Raw genomic sequence first — 17,500 nt, 5'->3', positions numbered from 1 at the left:
TGAGGGGGCCGTGCCGGGCCGGTCACGTCCCTTTACGGCGGTCCAGGAGGCGCATCTCGTGGATCCACGGGACGTGAGCGGCCGCCTCCACGGCAACCAGGCCCCCGCGCGCCCCTCCTCACAACCGGTGCGCCGCCCCCGTGGGCGTGGCCCCGCGGGTGTCCAGGAGCAGCTGGGCCTTGACCGACAGGCCCTGGAGGTCGTACGTGCGGTGCTGCTGGAGGAGGATCGTCAGGTCGGCGTCGGCGGCGGTCTCGTAGAGGGAGTCGGCGCGGGGGACGGGGCGGCCGGCGACGTTCCAGGACGGGACGTGCGGGTCGTGGTAGCTGATCGCGGCGCCCATCGACATCAGCCGGGTGGCGATCTCCTCGGCCGGGCTGGCCTGCTGGTCGGCGAGGTCGGCCTTGTAGGTGACGCCGAGGAGGAGGACCCGGGCGCCGCGCGCGGACTTGCCGTGCTCGTTGAGGAGGGCGGCGGCGCGCTGGACGACGTAGCGGGGCATCTGGGAGTTGACCTGCTGGGCCAGTTCCACCATGCGCAGGCTGTGGGGGGCCTGGCCGGTCAGGTCCTGGGGGACGGAGTGGCCGCCGACGCCGGGTCCGGGGCGGAAGGCCTGGAAACCGAACGGCTTGGTCTCCGCGCAGCGCAGCACGTCCCACAGGTCGACGCCGAGGTCGTCGCAGAGGACGGCCATCTCGTTGGCGAGGGCGATGTTGACGTGCCGGAAGTTGGTCTCCAGGAGCTGGACCGTCTCGGCCTCACGGGGGCCGCGCGCGCGGACCACCTTGTCGGTGAGGCGGCCGTAGAAGGTGGCGGCGGACTCGGTGCAGGCGGGGGTGAGGCCGCCGATGACCTTCGGGGTGTTGGCCGGGGTGAAGTCGCGGTTGCCGGGGTCGACGCGGCTGGGCGAGTAGGCGAGGTGGAAGTCGCGGCCGGCCCGCAGCCCGGAGCCCTGCTCCAGGATCGGGCGCAGGAACCCCTCGGTCGTCCCGGGCTGCACGGGCGACTCCAGGATGACCGTGGTGTGCGGGCGCATGTGGGCGGCGAGGGTGCGGGCCGCCGCCTCGACCTGGGTGAGGTCCAGGCGGCCGTCCGCGCCGGGCCGGGTCGGGGCGCAGATGACGGCGGTGCGGACGCGGCCCAGCTCGGCCGGTCCGGTGGGGGCCCGGAAGCCGGTGGCGAGCATCCGGCGCACCTCGGCGGGGGTGAGCGGGTCGGCCTCGGGGCCGGTGCGGTAGCCGAGGGTGGGGATGCCCGCGGCGACGGCGGCCTGGGCCAGGGGCAGGCCGTACGGGCCGAGTCCGATGACGGCGAGATCTGCGGGCATGGCGTGGGCCGTCCTTCCCAGTAACCGAAGCGGGACAGGTGCGCAAGCCCGGTGGACAGAATGGGCGAGCACAACGTCAGACTAGGAGTAAATATGACCGATTTACGGGATTGATCCGCCGAGTTTCGGTGAGTGTCGAGTCCCGGCGGCGAGCTGCGGGGAAGTTGTCCACAGGCTGGGGGTCGTGCGGCGGTCGATGTCGGGCGAGTCGGTCAGAATCTGGGCATGGTGGGTACCAGGAACCGGGCTTCGCCCCGACGGGTGCGGCCGACGCGACCGACAGCGGGAGGCAGCAGTGAGGACAGCGACCCTGGGGCCGGCGCAGCGCGCCGAGTCGCTCGCGGCCATGGCCGAGCGCGAGCTTGACGTACTGGTGGTGGGGGCGGGTGTGGTCGGCGCGGGCACCGCGCTCGACGCGGTGACGCGCGGCCTGTCCACCGGCCTGGTCGAGGCACGGGACTGGGCGTCCGGCACCTCCAGCCGGTCCAGCAAGCTGATACACGGCGGCCTGCGCTACCTGGAGATGCTCGACTTCGCGCTCGTACGGGAGGCGCTGAAGGAGCGCGGCCTGCTGCTGGAACGGCTCGCGCCGCACCTGGTGAAGCCGGTGCCGTTCCTGTACCCCTTGCAGCACAAGGGGTGGGAACGGCTGTACGCCGGCTCGGGCGTCGCGCTCTACGACGCCATGTCGATGGCCCGCGGCCACGGCCGGGGCCTGCCGATGCACCGCCACCTGAGCCGCGGTCACGCCCTGCGGGTGGCACCCGCGTTGAAGAAGGACGCGCTGGTCGGCGCGCTCCAGTACTACGACGCCCAGATGGACGACGCCCGCTTCGTGGCCACCCTGGTGCGCACGGCGGCGGCCTACGGCGCCCCCGTCGCCAACCACGCGCGGGTGACCGCCTTCCTGCGCGAGGGCGAGCGCGTGGTCGGCGCACGCGTCCGGGACGTCGAGGCGGGCGGGGAGTACGAGATCCGCGCCAAGCAGATCGTGAACGCGACCGGGGTGTGGACCGACGACACCCAGTCGATGGTCGGCGAGCGCGGCCAGTTCCACGTCCGCGCCTCCAAGGGCATCCACCTGGTCGTGCCCAAGGACCGCATCCACTCCAGCACCGGTCTGATCCTGCGCACCGAGAAGTCCGTGCTGTTCGTCATCCCCTGGGGCCGGCACTGGATCATCGGCACCACGGACACCGACTGGGACCTGGACAAGGCACACCCGGCCGCCTCCAGCGCGGACATCGACTACCTGCTGGAACACGTCAACTCCGTGCTGTCCGTGCCCCTCACCCGCGACGACGTCGAGGGCGTCTACGCCGGTCTGCGCCCGCTGCTGGCCGGCGAGTCCGACGCCACCAGCAAGCTGTCCCGCGAGCACACCGTCGCGCACCCGGTGCCGGGCCTCGTCGTCGTCGCGGGCGGCAAGTACACGACGTACCGGGTGATGGCCAAGGACGCCGTGGACGAGGCGGTGCACGGACTCGACCTGCGGGTCGCCGACTGCGTCACCGAGGAGACGCCGCTGCTCGGCGCCGAGGGGTACCGGGCCCTGTGGAACGCGCGGGCGCGGGTCGCCGCGCGCACCGGCCTGCACGTCGTACGCGTGGAGCACCTGCTGAACCGGTACGGCGCCATGGCGGAGGAGGTGCTGGAGCTCATCGCCGCCGACCCCTCCCTCGGCGAACCCCTGCACGCCGCCGACGACTACCTGCGCGCCGAGGTCGTCTACGCCGCCTCGCACGAGGGCGCGCGGCACCTGGACGACGTACTCACCCGGCGCACCCGCATATCCATCGAGACCTTCGACCGGGGCACCCGCAGCGCCCGCGAGGCCGCCGAACTGATGGCGCCGGTGCTCGGCTGGGACAAGGACCAGATCGAACGGGAGATCCAGCACTACGAGAAGCGGGTCGAGGCCGAGCGGGAGTCGCAGCGCCAGCCGGACGACCTGACGGCCGACGCGGCCCGGCTGGGGGCACCGGACATCGTGCCGCGTTAGGGCAGGTGGCAGGGGCTGCCGGGGCGGGTGTGACTCAGGGTCACCCCACCGTTCCACCCGCCCCCTCGCCCGGCCGGCTCCAGAGGCACCCTGGGCGTCGAGCACTTGTCGGGTGAGGGACAATGAAGGCTCTGTCAGGGCGGGTTGCATGAGGGGACGCATGTCGGAGGCGGAGCGGGCGGGGACATCCCGTACGGACAAGAGCGCACGTCTCCTCGCCGGGCGGTACCGGCTGGGAGACGTGCTCGGCCGCGGCGGCATGGGGACGGTGTGGCGGGCCGAGGACGAGACCCTCGGACGCACGGTCGCCGTCAAGGAGCTGCGGTTCCCGGGGAACATCGACGAGGAGGAGAAGCGGCGCCTGATCACGCGCACGCTGCGCGAGGCGAAGGCGATCGCGCGGATCCGCAACAACAGCGCCGTGACGGTCTACGACGTGGTCGAGGAGGACGACCGGCCGTGGATCGTGATGGAACTCGTCGAGGGCAAGTCGCTCGCCGAGGCCATCCGTGAGGACGGCCTGCTGAAGCCGAAGCGCGCGGCGGAGGTCGGCCTCGCCGTCCTCGACGTCCTGCGCTCCGCGCACCGCGAGGGCATCCTGCACCGCGACGTGAAGCCGTCCAACGTCCTGATCGCCGAGGACGGCCGGGTCGTCCTCACCGACTTCGGCATCGCCCAGGTGGAGGGCGACCCGTCCATCACCTCCACCGGCATGCTCGTCGGCGCCCCCTCCTACATCTCCCCGGAGCGCGCCCGCGGCCACAAGCCGGGACCCGCCGCCGACCTGTGGTCGCTCGGCGGACTGCTGTACGCGGCGGTGGAGGGCTCGCCGCCCTACGACAAGGGCTCCGCGATCGCGACGCTGACCGCGGTGATGACGGAGAACCTGGAGGAGCCGAAGAACGCCGGCCCGCTGCGGGACGTCATCTTCGGGCTGCTCAACAAGGACCCCGCCCAGCGGCTCGACGACGCGGGTGCCCGCGCGATGCTCAACAAGGTCATCCACGCCCCGGACCGGGCGGACGAGACCGAACCGGCCGACGCCACCAAGGTCGTACCGCTGCCGGCCCAGCCGGACGAGCGGACCCGCCGGGGCGGTTCGGCGGGCTCCGGGGGCAAGCGGGGCGAGGAAGCCGGGGAGCGGCTGCGCGGGGCGCTGCGCTCCGTGCGCAAGGCCGCGGTCGGGGCCGGTGCGGCCGGCGCCGCGGCCGCCTCCCGCGCCAAGCCGTCCGGAACCGGCCGGGCCGCGACGGACGCCGCCGGGGCCACCGGGACCACCGGGGCCGCCGGGCCCTCGGCCGCCTCGGGAACCGCCGTGGCCGGGTCTGCCGGGGCGGCTGCCGCCGCCGCTTCGCGTGGTCCGGGGGCCGCCGCTCCGTCGGCGGCGACGGGACGGGGTGCCGGTGCCGCCGGTGCCGGAACGGGCTCCGAGCAGCCCGGTGCGGTGAACACGCCCGCGGGCGCCCGGAGTTCCGGCTGGCCCGTCGTGCCGCCGCCGGACCTGCCGCCCCGGTCCGTGCCCCGGGCTCCGCTCACCGACGTGGTGCCGCGCCGGACGCTGGTGATCATCGCCGTCGTCGTGGCCCTCGCGGTGCTCGGCACCGTGCTGGCCCTCACGCTCGGCGGCGACGACGAGAACGCGGCCGCGGGCGGAAGCGGTGACAAGGCCACCGCCACCGCCACCGCGAGCGGCGGCACCGAGCGGGACGAGGAGAGCGGTACCGGTACCGACGGAGCCGCGTCGGACACGGCGGCGGACGGGAACCCGGGCAGCGCGCCCGGCTCCGGAGCGAGTGCGTCCGGTGACGCCGGGGCCGGGTCGGGCGGTGCCGGAAAGTCCGGTGACGACGACGGCGCGGCCACCACGCACCAGGGCGAACAGGGCTACGGCATCGGACTGCCAGAGGGCTGGAAGTACCAGTCCACGGGCTCCGCGGGCGACCGGTTCAGCGGCCCCCAGGGACAGAAGCTGCTCGTCGCCTGGACGTCCACGCCCAAGGGCGACCCGGTCGCGGACTGGAAGAACCAGGAGCGGTACATGGTCCGCTCCCAGTACCAGAAGATCCGCATAGAGAAGGTGGGCTACCGCGGCTGGAACGCGGCGGACTGGGAGTTCACCTACACGGACGGCGGCACCAAGTACCGGACCGTGGACCGGGGGTTCGTCGTCAACGACCACCAGGGTTACGCGCTCATGTACACCGCGAAGGCCGCCGACTGGGGCAGTGACCTGCGCCGGGACACCTGGCAGACCCTGACGGAGACCTTCCGGCCCAAGTCCTGAACCGTCGGGCCCCGGGTTTGAGCGGCCCGATATCTGGCATCCACTCTTTGGGGGTTGCCTCCGGCACGTATCGTGAGTGCCTGCGGACCGTACGCAGGCGGAACGGCCCGCCGGGCGAACGGAATTGACCGACGGGCTGCCGGGGGTGGCGACGTGGACGACTATGCGGGACGGGTGCTCGCCGACCGCTACCGCCTGCCCCTTCCGCCGTCCGACGAGTACGAACTCACCGAGACCCGGGCCTTCGACACGTACAGCGGCCAGGAAGTCCTGGTCCGGCAGGTGCCGTTGCCGGAGGTCGTCGAGGCCGAGGTGCTCGACGCGGACGGCCTGCCCGACGGCTTCACGGCCCGGGACGGCGGTGTCCGGCACCCCGGCAGGCGGTCACCGGACGCGGGCGGCGGCCCCCGGCGGCCGGCCGACCCGGTGGTACGGCGCGCCGTCGAGGCCGCGCAGGCCGCGGCCGCCGTCCCCGACCATCCGCGACTGGACCAGGTCTTCGACGTGTTCGCCGAGGGCGGCTCGCTGTGGATCGTCAGCGAGCTGGTGGCCGCCAGGCCGCTGGCCGCCCTGCTCGCCGAGCAGCCGCTCACCCCGTACCGGGCGGCCGAGGTGGCCTCCGACGTCCTCCTGGCGCTGCGGGTGCTGCACACGTACGGCTGGGTGCACCGCAACATCACCGCGCGCACGGTGCTCGTCTGCGACGACGGGCGCGTGATGCTGACCGGCCTGGCGGTCGGGGCGGCGGAGGAGGCGCTGTGCGGGTACGACCCGGTTCCCGCCCCCGAGGGCGAGGACGGCCCGGGCGCGGCGGTCGCCCCTGACGGAACCTTCGGCCGGGGCGCGGGCACGGAGACCAGGGTGCTCGGCCCCGGCGGAGCTGGGGCGGAGGCCGGGCTTCCTGGTCCGGGTCCTGGGGGTGTGGGCACCGGGTTTTCCGGTTCTGGTGGTCGCGGCGGTTCTGGTGGTCCTGGCGATCCTGGCGATCCTGGCGATCCTGGCGATCCTGGCGGTCCGGGTCTTCCTGGTGGTCCTGGCGGTCCCGGTGGCCCCGGGGCCGGGAGCGCCGCCCCCGGGGGTGTGCGGACCGGGATGCTCGGACCCGGCGATGCCGATCCCGAGGCTGCCCGGCGGTCCGCCATCGAGGCGCGTACCGTCGGCGGGCTGCCGGTACCCGGCGCCCAGGGGCCGGGCGGCGCTGCCGCCGGGCTCGCCCCCACGCCGCTCACCGCCGCCGGGGACGTGCGCGCCGCGCGCGCCGGGGCGATCGCCGCCTACCGTGCCGGTGCGCGGGCCGCAGCCCGCGTCCAGGAGGCGCAGAACGGCCGCGCGGCCCTGCCCGGCGCCCGCCCCGCCCCCGACGACGACACCGACGCCGTCCAGCCGCCCCGTGGCACGGGCACCGGCACCGGGGCCGGGTCCGGCGGTGCGCGGCCCTCCTACGCACCCGGTCCGGACCAGTCCCCGCACGCCGCCGGCCCCGGTACGCCCCCCGCCGATGCCCGGGCCGCCGAAGCGACCGGTCACGACACCGCCCCGCCCGGGCAGATCACCGACCCCTACGGCGTACGGACGGCCTCCTGGCACGGTGCCGCTCCCCGCACCACCGACGACCGGGGCACCTCCGTCCCCGGCGCCCCCGCAGCCCTCTCCTCCGCGCCTCCCGCCCCCGCGGCGGGACGGGACCTGCCCGCCGCCCCACGGCAGGACCCCGGCCCCGCGACCACCACCGGGAACTGGGACGACCCGGCCGCCCGCACCCCCGCACCGCGCGGCCCGGCCACCGCACTCGCCGCCGAACGGGCGCGGCACACGCGGATGGCCGTGGTCGGTCCGGTGACCGAGCGCTGGGCGCCGGAACAGGCCGGCCCCGTGCACGAGAACTGGCAGCTGGCCGCGCCCATCGGACCCGCCACCGACCTCTGGGCGCTGGGCGCGCTGCTCTTCCGCGCCGTACAGGGCCACGCGCCCTACCCGGAGGACTCGACGGCCGAGCTGGTGCAGATCGTGTGCGCGGAGCCGCCGGCGTTCGCCGAGGAGTGCGGCCCGCTGCGGCCCGTCGTGGAGTCGCTGCTGCGTCAGGACCCCACCGAACGCATCGACTTCGAGGAACTGAGCGGCTGGCTGCGCTCACTGGTCAGGTCGGCACCGGAACCGGAGGCAGGCCTGCACGTCGTCGCGGCCCCGCCCGCCGAGACCGGCCGGCTGCCCATCGTGCGCCGCCGGGGCGAGCTGGTGCGCAGGCGGCGTGCCGGGTTGCCCGCGCACCACGGGCGGCACAAGCGGGGCAGACAGGAGACGGCCCGTTCACCGCGCAGCCTCGGCCGGACACTGCTCCTGCTGATACTGCTCGCCCTGGCCGGAGCGGTCGCCTACGCCCTGTTCTTCATGCCGAAGAGCGACACGGGCGGCACCGGCCCCACCGACCGGACGGGCGCCGCCGGAGAGGCGAGCCCGGCGCCGCCCGAGCGGTCGCCGGACGTCAGCAGCGAGCCCCGGCCGGAGCAGACGTCCCCCGGGTCCGGGCCCAGTGCCTCCCGGACGGGGAGCGGCTCCACCGAGACGCAGACCAACCGCCCCGACGTCGCCGACGGCTTCACCCTCCGCGAGGACGCCGAGGGCTTCCGCGTCGCGGTCGCCGAGGGCTGGACCCGCACGCCCCGCAACGGCAGCGGCCAGGTCGTCTACGGCAAGGGCGACTTCGAGCTCATCGTCGTACCCGGCCGGGACCGCGCGGCCGAGTTCGGTGACGACCCGATGGTCTACCAGCGCGACAGCGAACCCGAGCTGGAGTCGTACCGCGCCTCCAGCTGGGCCACCTCCAGCGGGCTGAAGACCATCGAGGTCGGCGGACGGACCATGGCCGAGGGCCAGTTCACCTGGACCGGAGCCGACAGCGGCGAGCTGTACGTGCGCAACGCCGCGATGCTGATCGACGGGCGCTACCACGTGGTGCAGGTCCGCGGCCCGGCGGCGGAACGCGACGAGGTGACGCGGCTGTACGAACAGGCGGCGGCGAGCTACCGGTACACGGGCTGACTGCCGGCCAGCAACGGTCGGTGCGACGGCAGTTCGTCCGGAGTGGTTGACGTCTGCCGCGGAAAGCGACAACCGTCACAAAGGCGGTTCCGCGCCACCCCACCCGTTCCCCGGACGCGGGCCGGTCCCTAGTCTGGCCCTGGACAAGACCATTGCGGGGCAACGTGAATCAGATGCAGGGCCGGCTCGTCGCGGGCCGTTACCGGCTCGAGGACGCCATCGGCAGCGGCGGCATGGGCCGGGTGTGGCGCGCACACGACGAAGTGCTGCACCGGACCGTCGCCATCAAGGAGTTGACCGCCGCGCTCTACGTCTCCGAGAGCGACCAGGCGATCCTGCTGGCACGCACCCGAGGGGAGGCGCGCGCGGCGGCGCGGATCAACCACTCGGCCGTCGTCACCGTGCACGACGTACTCGAACACGACGGCCGGCCCTGGATCGTGATGGAGCTGGTCGAGGGCCGCTCACTGGCCGACGCGGTCAAGGAGGAGGAACGGGTCGAGCCGCGGGAGGCCGCCCGGATCGGCCTGTGGGTGCTGCGCGCCCTGCGCGCCGCGCACACCGCCGGTGTCCTGCACCGCGACGTCAAGCCCGGCAACGTACTGCTCGCCGACGACGGCCGGGTGCTGCTCACCGACTTCGGCATCGCGCAGATCGAGGGCGACTCCACCATCACGAGGACCGGGGAGGTCGTCGGCTCCGTCGACTACCTGGCACCCGAACGCGTCCGCGGCCACGACCCGGGCCCCGCCTCCGACCTGTGGGCGCTCGGCGCGACGCTGTACACGGCGGTGGAGGGCAGATCGCCGTTCCGCCGTACGTCGCCGCTCACCACCATGCAGGCGGTCGTGGAGGAGGAGGCCTCCGAGCCCCGGTACGCCGGACCGCTCGGGCCCGTCATCAGCGCCCTGCTGCGCAAGGATCCGGCCACCCGGCCCGACGTCACCGAGGCCGAGCAGATGCTCGCGGAGGCGGCGGAGGGACGGCGTCCGGACGCGGCCCAGGCGTATGTGCCGACGCAGTACGCGGGCCCGCCGGGGCACGGCGGCACGGCTCCCTGGGGGACTCCGGGGCAGACGGGCGGGAACACCGCGACGCCGTTCCGGCCGATGACCGGCCCGACGGTGGTCGGCCCCGCGGCGACAGGGCATCCGGCGTCCGGCGACCCGGCGGCGGGCCCCACGCCGATGGGGCACGCGCCGATGGGGCACGCGCCGACGGGGCACGCGCCGGCCGGACCGGCGGGCGCGGCCGCTCCCCGGCGTTCCCGGCGCCGCCGGCTGCGCACGCTCGCCCTGGTCGTCGCCGTCGCGGCCCTGGTCGGCGCGGGCACCGTGGTGGTACTCCAGCAGCAGGACGAGGGCGGCGCGTCGGCCGGTCAGGACACCACCCACTCGCCGTCCCCCTCCATCTCGACCTCCACCTCCACATCCCCTTCCACCTCCCCCTCCGCTTCCGCCACGACCGGCAAGGATCCCGGCACCTCCGTCCCGGCCGACTGGATCCGCCATGACGACCCGCTGGGTTTCAGCCTCTACCTGCCCGAGGGGTGGCAGCGGACGGAGTTCGACGACTCCGGGGAACTCCAGCAGGTCGACTACACCCCGGACGGCGGCGAGCACATCCTCCGCATATCCGTCGACACCGCTCCCGACTACAACGACCCCTACGCGCACCAGCTCGACCTGGAGGTGCAGCTCCACCGCCTGGTCGGCTACCAGCGCGTCACCATGGAGCGCTCCACCTACCGCGACCGCGACAGCGCCCGGTGGGAGTACGCCTGGACGGCGCTGGCCAAGGACACCCCCTTCCCCGGACCGCGTCGCGCCGTGGCGGAGACGTACATGTCCCGCGACGGCGTCGAGTACGCCTTCAACATGTCGGGGCCGGCGAACGACTGGCCGACCATGCGGCAGCGGTTCAAGTCGGTGCTGCAGAGCTGGCAGGAGAACACCGGCTGACCTCCGCCGTACGACGGCCGGCAGCCGGCCGGGCGCCGCCCGGGACCCGTCGGTTGTCGGCCACCCGTGTGACAGCGGTCCGGAGTCGGTGCGTCCGGTGCGGCATGATGGGACGCATGGTGACCGAGGGGGCGGGCGGGCGTGTCATCGCGGGCCGTTACCGGCTCCATGAGCGGCTCGGCCGCGGCGGCATGGGCATCGTGTGGCGGGCGACCGACCAACTGCTCGCCCGCGAGGTGGCCGTGAAGGCGCTCCCCCTCGACGAGAGCCTCTCCGCGGCCGAGGCCCGGCGGCGCCGCGAGCGCACCCTGCGCGAGGCCCGGGCGGTCGCGCAGCTGAGCCATCCGCACGTCATCGTCGTGCACGACGTGGTCGAGGCCGACGCACGCGCGTACATGGTCATGGAACTGGTCGACGGCGGCTCGCTCGCCGACCGGGTGCTGACCCACGGCCCGGTCGACGCCACCGAGGCCGCCCGGATCGGCATCGCCCTGCTGGGCGCCCTGCGCACCGCGCACGCGGCCGGCATCCTGCACCGGGACGTGAAGCCGTCGAACGTGCTGGTGGCCGAGGACGGCCGGGTCGTCCTCACCGACTTCGGCGTGGCCCAGGTGGCGGGCGCCACCACGCTCACCGAGACCGGTTCCTTCGTCGGTTCCCCCGAGTACACCGCCCCCGAGCGGATGTCCGGTGCCGGGACCGGGCCGGAGTCCGACCTGTGGTCTCTGGGCGTGCTGCTGTGCGCGGTCCTCAGCGGCGCGTCCCCCTTCCACCGGGACTCGCTGGGCGGCGTCCTGCACGCCGTGGTCACCGAGGAGATCCGCCCGCCCGCCCAGGCCGAGCCCCTCCTCCCCGTCGTACGGGGCCTGCTGGAACGCGACCCGGGACGGCGGCTGGACGCGGCGGAGGCCGAGCGGATGCTGCGCGCCTTCCTGGCCACGGGCCGTACGCCGGCGCTGCACCAGGACGGTGAACCCCGGCGCGTGACGCGGGGCGTGCTCCTCGCGGTGCTGCTGGTCGTCGCGGCGGCGGGCGCGGGAGTCACCACCGCGGCGCTGCTCGCGGACGGTGATGCCGACGGCGGCGGTACGCCGACGAGTTCGGCGCCCGCCACGACGGAGCCGATGGCACCGTCCGCCGCGTCTTCCGATGCCTCTTCTGATGCCTCTTCTGATGCCTCTTCAGAGGTGTCCACCGAGGTGTCCTCCGATGCCTCCTCCGCGGCTTCCTTCGCGTCTCCGTCCCCCTCGGAGTCCGCCGCAACGCACCTAAACAGGAGATAAGCGGCAGCGTGCGTCACGGGTCTGTGACCGCGGGCCACGGGCGGTGGATACGCACGCGTCCGGCGCGATATGGATGGATCCATGAGCAGCAACGGGGGACCTCGCAACGGGTCGGACGAGCCGACGAGTTTTGGCCTGCAACCACCGAACCCGCCCGTCGCCGTGCCACATCCCGGCAACCCGTACGCGGCACCCACCCAGGTCGTACCGCCGCGGGCGCGGCCGCGGTCCACGCCCGAGCCCGCCGGGCCGCCCGCACAGGACCCGGGCGCCGGGCGGCTCATCGCCGGCCGCTACCGGCTGATCGCCAAGCTCGGGCACGGCGGCATGGGCACGGTGTGGCGGGCCAAGGACGAGACGGTGGACCGCGAGGTCGCCGTCAAGGAGCCCCGCGTACCCGACCATCTTCCCGAACGGGAACGGGACAACGCCTTCGAACGGATGCGCCGCGAGGCACGCGCCGCGGCCCGGCTCGACCACCCCGCGGTGGTCGACGTGCACGACGTGGCCGTGGTGGACGGCCGGCCGTGGATCGTGATGGAGCTGGTGCGAGGCCGCTCGCTGGGCGACGCGTTGCAGGAGGGCACGCTGGGCGCGCGGGAGGCGGCCCGGATCGGTCTGCAGGTGCTCGGCGCACTGGAGGCCGCGCACGCGGCGGGCGTCCTGCACCGGGACGTGAAACCGGACAACGTACTGCTCGGCCGGCACGACCGGGTCGTCCTCACCGACTTCGGCATCGCCCAGATCGAGGGCGAGACCAGCCTGACCGACACCGGCGGCTTCGTCGGCTCGCCCGAGTACATCGCCCCCGAGCGGGTGCTGGGCCAGCGCCCCGGCCCGGCGAGCGACCTGTGGTCACTGGGCGTGGTGCTCTACGCCGCGACGGAGGGCGTCTCGCCGTTCCGCCGCAGCAACACCCCGGCGACGCTCCAGTCCGTGCTCAACGCCGCGCCCGCACCGCCCGCCACCGCGAAGGGACCGCTGGCCGAGGCCATCACGGGCCTGCTGGACAAGGACCCGGCGCGCCGCCCGGACGCCGCCCGGGTCAGGGCCCTGCTGGACGCCGCCGCCAACCCGCCGGCGCCGGCGGCCACCCAGGTCGTACGGGCCGCCGAGGGCGACGGACCGTCCGGGCCGGTCTCCGGATGGAGCGTCCGGCTGGGCCGCAACGCGTGGATCACCCTCGGCGCGGCGGTCGTCGCGGCGGCGGTGGCGTCGTACCTGGTGGTCGCGGACCCCTTCGCGGGGCCCTTGCCGGAGGGGTGGAAGAGGCAGGCACTCGGCACGAAACACGGCATGAGTGTCGGCGTGCCGGCGGCGTTCGTGAAGCTGAAGCACCCCGACGACTGGGACGGCACCACCGAGTCGTTCGCGGACCCGAGCGGTGCGGTCACCGTCCACGTGGACCGCGACATCAAGGCCGACGACGATGACGGCAAGATCCCGGACTCCGCCATGGCCAACGCGTGGGCGGACTGGGACGTGTTCAAGGACGGCGAGTACTCGTCGAACTTCGCCGACGAGCCCGCTCCCAAGGGCGAACCGGTCGCGACCGAGTACAAGGACGGCAGAGCGGCCGAGAACGTCATCGCCTACACGACCACGGACACGCAGAACCCCCGCAAGCGTGAGTACCACGTCGTCTACTACCGGGCCGGCAACGGCGACATGTACAAGGTGTCGATCGACTACCCGCGCGAGGGCTACTTCGCCGAGGACGGACGGGACATCGCCCGTACGGTGATCGCCAACTGGGAGATCCGCAATCCCTGACGGAGGACCAGGGCCGGCTCGTCGCGCGGCGGTACCGCCTGGGCCGGCTCGTCGCGCGGCGGTTCCGCCTGGACCGGCGCGTCGGCGCCGACGCGCCGGGCGCCGTCCGCCGGGCGCTCGAGGAGACCACCGAGGGCATGGCGGCAGTGGTCGGCGACCCCGGCCCCACTCCGGGGCGGTACGCATCGATCAGGTCAGCCCTCCCGCGTAACGCCCTGATCAGCGGCTTCGCTGCCAGCGATCACTGGCATTGTGTGAGCACTCGGTGAATCCCGATTACCGACGGGTACACAAAGCCCTCGCGGCGTCATACCCTGCGGCTCATGACGGACGCGCAGGCCCCGGAAATCACCGGCACGAACCCTCTCGCCCCCGCCCCGGCGGGCGCCCGCACCGCCGCCGACGTGGTCACGCCCGAGCTGGTCGCCCAGCTCACCAAGGGCGTGGCCGGCTCCGGCCGCACCGCCAACCACACGCCGTTCACCGGTGAGAAGCTGGCCGACCTGCCCGAGTCGACGCCCGAGGACGTGGCCGCCGCCTTCGAACGGGCCCGCGCCGCCCAGGCCGTGTGGGCCCGTACACCGGTACGGCAGCGCGCCGCCGTCCTGCTGCGCTTCCACGACCTGGTCCTCGAACGCCAGGCCGAGGTCCTCGACCTCATCCAGCTGGAGACCGGCAAGGCCCGCCTGCACGCCCATGAGGAGGTCCAGGCCGTCGCCGTCGCCGCCCGGCACTACGGCCGCAAGGCACCCGCGTATCTGCGGCCCAGGCGGCACACCGGCGCCGTACCGGCCCTGACGAAGGTCACCGAGCTGCGCCACCCGCGCGGCGTCGTCGGCCAGATCGCCCCCTGGAACTACCCGCTGGAGCTGTCCGTCGGCGACGCGCTCCCCGCCTTCGTCGCGGGCAACGCGGTCGTCATGAAACCCGACACCGAGACCTGCCTGACCGCTCTGTGGGCCCGCGACCTGCTCATCGAGGCCGGGCTGCCCGCAGAGGTCTTCCAGGTCGTCCTCGGCGACGGGCCGGTCGTCGGCCCCGAGGTCGTCAGGCACGCCGACTACGTCTCCTTCACCGGCTCCACCCGCACCGGCCGCGAGGTCGCCCAGGGCGCCGCGGCCCGCCTGGTCGGCGTCTCCCTCGAACTCGGCGGCAAGAACGCCATGCTGGTGCTGGAGGACGCCGACATCGAGAAGGCGGCGGCGGGCGCCGTACGCGCCTGCTTCTCCTCGGCCGGCCAGCTCTGCATCTCCATCGAGCGGCTCTACGTCCACGAGTCCGTCGCCGACGCGTTCCTGGAGCGCTTCGCCGCCCGCACCAGGACCATGCGGCTCGGCACCTCCCTCGCCTACGGCGCCGACATGGGCTCGCTGGTGGGGGAGCGGCAGCTGGAGACCGTCGAGCGGCACGTGGCGGACGCGGTCGCGCACGGCGCGAAGCTCGTCGCCGGCGGAGTCGCCCGCCCGGACATCGGCCCGTACTTCTACGAGCCGACCATCCTCGACGGGGTCGCGGCCCCCATGACCGTGTGTACCGAGGAGACCTTCGGCCCGGTCGTCTCCGTCTACCGCTTCACCACCGAGGACGAGGCGGTCGAGCAGGCCAACTCCACGCCGTACGGCCTGAACTCCTCGGTCTGGACGAAGGACGCCCGGCGCGGCCGCGACGTCGCCGCCCGCCTGCGCACCGGCACCGTCAACATCAACGAGGGCTACGCCCCCGCCTACGGCAGCGTCCAGTCCCCGATGGGCGGCATGAAGGACTCCGGCCTCGGCCGCCGGCACGGCTCCGAGGGCATCCTCAAGTACACCGAGGCCCAGACCGTCGCCCACCAGCGACTGCTGCCGATGGCGCCGTCGCTGGGGATGGACGACGAGAAGTACGCGGCGTTCATGAACCGGAGCCTGCGCCTGATGAAGGCCTTCCGCCTCCGCTGAGCAGCCCTGACAGCCCTGACAGCCCTGAACAACCGTCACCCGTACCCGTACCCGTTCTCGACGAGGAGAGCACGTGTCGCAGGAGAAGTCCGTCCAGACCCGGGACGAGGACGGGTACGACTACGACGTCGTCGTCGTGGGGTCGGGGTTCGGCGGATCCGTGTCCGCCCTCCGCCTCACCGAGAAGGGGTACCGGGTCGGCGTCCTGGAAGCCGGCCGCCGCTTCACCCGGGAGTCGCTGCCGAAGAACTCCTGGGACCTCAAGAACTACCTCTGGGCCCCCAGGCTCGGCATGTTCGGCATCCAGCGCATCCACCTGCTCGGGAATGTCATGGTCCTGGCAGGCGCCGGGGTCGGCGGCGGGTCCCTCAACTACGCCAACACCCTCTACGTGCCGCCGAAGCCCTTCTTCGACGACCCCCAGTGGCGGGACATCACCGACTGGCACGACGAGCTGACGCCGTACTACGACCAGGCCCGGCGCATGCTCGGGGTCCGGCTGAACCCGACGACGACCCCGTCCGACGTGCACCTGAAGGCCGCAGCCGAGCGGATGGGCGTCGGTGACACCTTCCACATGGCGCCGGTCGGCGTCTTCTTCGGCGACGGCCGGGACGCCGACGGCACGACGAGGGCGAAGCCGGGGGAGCGGGTGGCCGACCCCTACTTCGGCGGCGCGGGCCCCGACCGCAGGGCCTGCAACGAGTGCGGCGAGTGCATGACCGGCTGCCGCCACGGCGCGAAGAACACCCTCAACGAGAACTACCTGTACCTCGCCGAGAAGGCGGGCGCGGTCGTGCACCCGATGACGACGGTCGTCTCGGTCACCGACGACCCCCGCGGCGGGTTCGCGATAGCCACCCTCCCCACCCACCGGCAGAAGAAGGGCGCGGGCCGCACCTTCACGGCCCGCCGGGTCGTCCTCGCCGCCGGCACCTACGGCACCCAGACGCTGCTGCACCGCATGAAGGCGAGCGGCCGGCTCCCCCACCTGTCCGACCGGCTCGGCGAGCTGACCCGCACCAACTCCGAGGCCCTGGTCGGCGCCCAGACCGACGACCGGCGCTACCGCAGGGCCACCGGCGAGCCGCGGGCCGACTTCACGCGCGGCGTCGCCATCACGTCCTCGATCCACCCGGACGCCGACACCCACATCGAGCCGGTCCGTTACGGCAAGGGCTCCAACTCGATGGGCGGCCTGTCGATCCTCCAGGTCCCCTACGCCGGGCCCACCGCCTCGGGCGCCTCGCGCGTCCTGGGCTTCCTGGGCCACGCGGCCAGGCACCCCTCGCGGGTCCTGCGCTCCCTGTCCAACCGGCGCTGGTCGGAGAGGACCATCATCGGCCTGGTGATGCAGTCACTGGACAACTCCCTGACGACGCATCTGAAGCCGACGGGCATCGGCAAGGGCCTGCTCACCGCACGCCAGGGCCACGGCTCGCCCAACCCCAAGCAGATCAAGGCCGCGACGGAGGGCGCCTCGGCCCTGGCGGCCGAGATCGGCGGCTTCGCCGGCTCCAACGTCGGCGAGCTGATGGGCACCCCGCTCACCGCGCACTTCCTGGGCGGCTGCCCGATCGGCGCCTCGCGCGAGAGCGGCGTCATCGACCCGTACCACCGGCTCTACGGGCATCCCGGCATCTCCGTCGTCGACGGTGCCGCGGTCTCGGCGAACCTGGGCGTCAACCCGTCCCTGACCATCACGGCCCAGGCCGAGCGCGCGATGTCGTACTGGCCGAACAAGGGCGAGAGCGACCCGCGCCCGGCCCAGGGAACGGCGTACGAGCGCCTCGCCCCCGTCGAGCCGAAGTCCCCGGCGGTCCCGGCGGAGGCCTTCGGCGCGCTGCGGCTGCCGTTCCTGGGGATTCCGGCGGTGCCGCCGAAGAAGTAGCGG

The 17,500-nt window shown here is 73.8% G+C and carries 9 protein-coding genes; 8 read left to right on the top strand and 1 reads right to left on the bottom strand.

Features of this window, described 5'->3' with window-relative positions:
* Positions 1 to 118 precede the first annotated feature (118 nt).
* Positions 119 to 1,327: a nucleotide sugar dehydrogenase gene (locus ACP4J0_RS03935; RefSeq protein WP_426597194.1), complete on the bottom strand. Its 1,209-nt coding sequence runs from the start codon at positions 1,325 to 1,327 to the stop codon at positions 119 to 121.
* 295 nt (positions 1,328 to 1,622) lie between these two features.
* Between ACP4J0_RS03935 and ACP4J0_RS03930 the strand changes: the two genes are divergently transcribed.
* From ACP4J0_RS03930 to ACP4J0_RS03895, 8 genes are all read left to right on the top strand, one after another.
* Entirely contained in the window at positions 1,623 to 3,329 is a 1,707-nt protein-coding gene (locus tag ACP4J0_RS03930; protein WP_426597193.1) for a glycerol-3-phosphate dehydrogenase/oxidase, read from the top strand.
* A 160-nt stretch (positions 3,330 to 3,489) separates the two neighbouring features.
* Positions 3,490 to 5,613, top strand: a complete 2,124-nt coding sequence (locus ACP4J0_RS03925) for a serine/threonine-protein kinase (protein WP_426597192.1) — start codon at positions 3,490 to 3,492, stop codon at positions 5,611 to 5,613.
* A gap of 153 nt (positions 5,614 to 5,766) precedes the next feature.
* Positions 5,767 to 8,652 carry a protein kinase gene (locus ACP4J0_RS03920; RefSeq protein WP_426597191.1) on the top strand — a complete coding sequence of 962 codons (2,886 nt, stop codon included), beginning with the start codon at positions 5,767 to 5,769 and terminating at the stop codon, positions 8,650 to 8,652.
* 173 nt (positions 8,653 to 8,825) lie between these two features.
* Positions 8,826 to 10,613 (top strand): protein kinase domain-containing protein, encoded by a 1,788-nt coding sequence (locus ACP4J0_RS03915; RefSeq protein WP_426597279.1) that lies wholly within the window; start codon positions 8,826 to 8,828, stop codon positions 10,611 to 10,613.
* 107 nt (positions 10,614 to 10,720) lie between these two features.
* Positions 10,721 to 11,896: a serine/threonine-protein kinase gene (locus ACP4J0_RS03910; RefSeq protein ID WP_426597278.1), complete on the top strand. Its 1,176-nt coding sequence runs from the start codon at positions 10,721 to 10,723 to the stop codon at positions 11,894 to 11,896.
* A gap of 81 nt (positions 11,897 to 11,977) precedes the next feature.
* The gene (locus ACP4J0_RS03905) at positions 11,978 to 13,669 is read left to right on the top strand and encodes a serine/threonine-protein kinase (RefSeq protein ID WP_426597190.1); all 1,692 of its coding nucleotides are present in this window, start codon (positions 11,978 to 11,980) and stop codon (positions 13,667 to 13,669) included.
* A gap of 323 nt (positions 13,670 to 13,992) precedes the next feature.
* Entirely contained in the window at positions 13,993 to 15,606 is a 1,614-nt protein-coding gene (locus tag ACP4J0_RS03900) for a succinic semialdehyde dehydrogenase (protein ID WP_426597189.1), read from the top strand.
* A 73-nt stretch (positions 15,607 to 15,679) separates the two neighbouring features.
* Positions 15,680 to 17,497, top strand: coding sequence for a GMC oxidoreductase (locus ACP4J0_RS03895; protein WP_426597188.1), 1,818 nt, complete (start codon positions 15,680 to 15,682; stop codon positions 17,495 to 17,497).
* Positions 17,498 to 17,500: the final 3 nt, after the last annotated feature.

It is taken from the genome of Streptomyces sp. WG7 (genome assembly GCF_049975785.1).
GTDB lineage: Bacteria > Actinomycetota > Actinomycetes > Streptomycetales > Streptomycetaceae > Streptomyces.
This window is presented reverse-complemented; position numbering and strand designations above follow the sequence as displayed.